Source organism: Streptomyces sp. NH27 (assembly GCF_056859195.1).
Genome location: NZ_JACEGK010000811.1, coordinates 1 through 2,171 on the forward strand (window position 1 = coordinate 1; position 2,171 = coordinate 2,171).

Sequence of the window (2,171 nt, forward strand, 5' to 3'; positions counted from 1 at the left end):
GCCCTGCCCGCCGCCACGACCGCGCCCCCTCCCCCGACCCGCGGAACGCCGGTCGCCGCCCGCCTCGGCGGCTGGCGCAACCTCCCCTCGCAGCCGCAGCTCAAGCGCTTCCGCGCCGAGCCGTCCGGCACCGAGCACGAGGTCCGCTACCGCCTGACCCGCGACGGCCTGACCGCCGAAGGCCACGACGACGTCGTCCTCGTGTCGGCCGCGCCGGACCGCGTGGTGCTCGAAGTCGCCGGTGTACGGCGGGCGTTCGAGGTGGCCGCATACGGCGACCGGGTCTTCGTCGACGCGCCCACCGGCTGCGCCGCGCTGACCGCGCTGCCGCGCTTCACCGACCCCGCCGAGCAGGTCGCACCGGGTTCGCTACGGGCGCCGATGCCCGGCACCGTGGTCCGGCTGGGCCGCTTCGCGCCGGGCGACCAGGTGGAGCGCGGGCAGCCGCTGCTGTGGCTGGAGGCGATGAAGATGGAGCACGTGGTCACCGCCCCCACCGCCGGCACTCTCACCGAACTGACCGCCGTGGTGGGCCGCCAGGTCGAACCCGGCACCGTACTGGCCGTCGTCAAGGAGGACGGCGGCGCACCGGAGCAGGCACCGTGACGCGCGCCCTACGGCGTGCCACCACCACGTACCGGGAGGAAGAGCGACCATGAGCACCGATGCGATCCCCTTCGACCGTGCACTGCTGGAGAGCGACGAGCGACGCGCGCTGCGCTCGGCGGTCGGCGCGCTCGGCCGCCGCTACGGCCGGGCGTACTTCACCGAGATCGTCCGCGCCGACAAGCAGCCGGACGAACTGTGGCAGGAGGCCGGCCGGCTCGGCTACCTCGGGGTGAACCTGCCCGAGGAGTACGGCGGCGGCGGTCAGGGCCTGGCCGAACTGTCCATCGTGCTGGAGGAGTTGGGCGCGGCCGGCAGCCCGCTGCTGCTGCTCGTGGTGTCGCCGGCGATCTGCGGCACCGTGATCGCCCGGTTCGGCACCCAGCAGCAGAAGGAACGCTGGCTGCCCGGGCTCGCGGACGGCTCGCTGCGGATGGCGTTCGGCATCACCGAACCGGACGCGGGCTCCAACTCGCACCGGATCTCCACCACCGCGCGCCGCGACCCGGACACCGGCGGCTGGCTGCTGACCGGCCGCAAGGTCTTCATCTCCGGGGTGGACATCGCCGACGCCACGCTGATCGTCGGCCGTACCGCCGACGCCCGCACCGGGAAGCTCAAGCCGTGCCTGTTCATCGTCGAACGCGGCACGCCGGGCTTTGAGTTCAAGCAGATCGAAATGGAGCTCGCAGCGCCCGAGAAGCAGTTCCAGCTCTTCCTCGACGACGTGCCGCTGCCCGCGGACGCGCTGGTCGGCGACGAGGACGCCGGGCTGCTCCAACTCTTCGCCGGGCTCAACCCGGAGCGGGTGATGACCGCCGCGTTCTCCATCGGGATGGGCCGCTACGCCCTGTCCCAGGCGGTGGAGTACGCCCGCACCCGGCAGGTCTGGCAGACCCCGATCGGCGCACACCAGGCGATCGCCCACCCCCTCGCACAGGCCCATATCGAGCTGGAACTCGCCCGGTTGATGATGCAGAAGGCCGCCCACCTCTACGACGCGGGCGACGACATGGGGGCCGGTGAGGCCGCCAACATGGCCAAGTACGCTGCTGCGGAAGCCGGCGCGAAAGCCGTCGACCAGGCCGTACACACCCTCGGCGGCAACGGGTTGACGGCCGAGTACGGCCTCGCCACGCTGCTCGCCGCGTCCCGGGTGGGCCGTATCGCCCCGGTCAGCCGCGAGATGATCCTCAACTTCGTCTCGCACCACACGCTGGGCCTGCCCAAGTCCTACTGACAGGAGTCCGTACGTGGCAACAGCACCGCTGGTCCACCGGCACCTCGATCGGGGCATCGCCGTCCTCACCCTCGACTCCCCCCGCAACCGCAACGCCCTGTCCGCCGACCTGCTCGACCAGTTGACGTCGGAGCTGGAGCAGGCCCGCGAGGACGGCGCCGTACGCGCGGTGCTGCTCACCCACACCGGCACCACGTTCTGTTCCGGTGCCGACCTCTCCGACCGCCGGGTCCGGCAGGGACCGCGTCAACTGGCCGATCTGATGCGGCGGATGGCGAAGCTGCCCAAGCCGCTGGTGGCGCAGGTGCGCGGGCACGTCAGGGCG

General features: G+C 72.4%; 3 protein-coding genes. All 3 read left to right on the forward strand.

Annotation, left to right across the window (positions count from 1 at the left end):
* Nucleotides 1-606: acyl-CoA carboxylase biotin carboxyl carrier protein subunit (locus AC13HU_RS36075; protein WP_483046218.1), on the forward strand; the 606-nt coding region annotated here is incomplete at its 5' end.
* Nucleotides 607-655: 49 nt separating this feature from the next.
* A complete protein-coding gene (locus AC13HU_RS36080; protein ID WP_483046219.1) occupies nt 656-1,846 on the forward strand; it encodes an acyl-CoA dehydrogenase family protein in 1,191 nt (396 codons plus the stop codon).
* Nucleotides 1,847-1,859: 13 nt separating this feature from the next.
* On the forward strand, nt 1,860-2,171 hold a 312-nt coding region (locus AC13HU_RS36085; protein WP_483046220.1), incomplete at its 3' end, for an enoyl-CoA hydratase-related protein.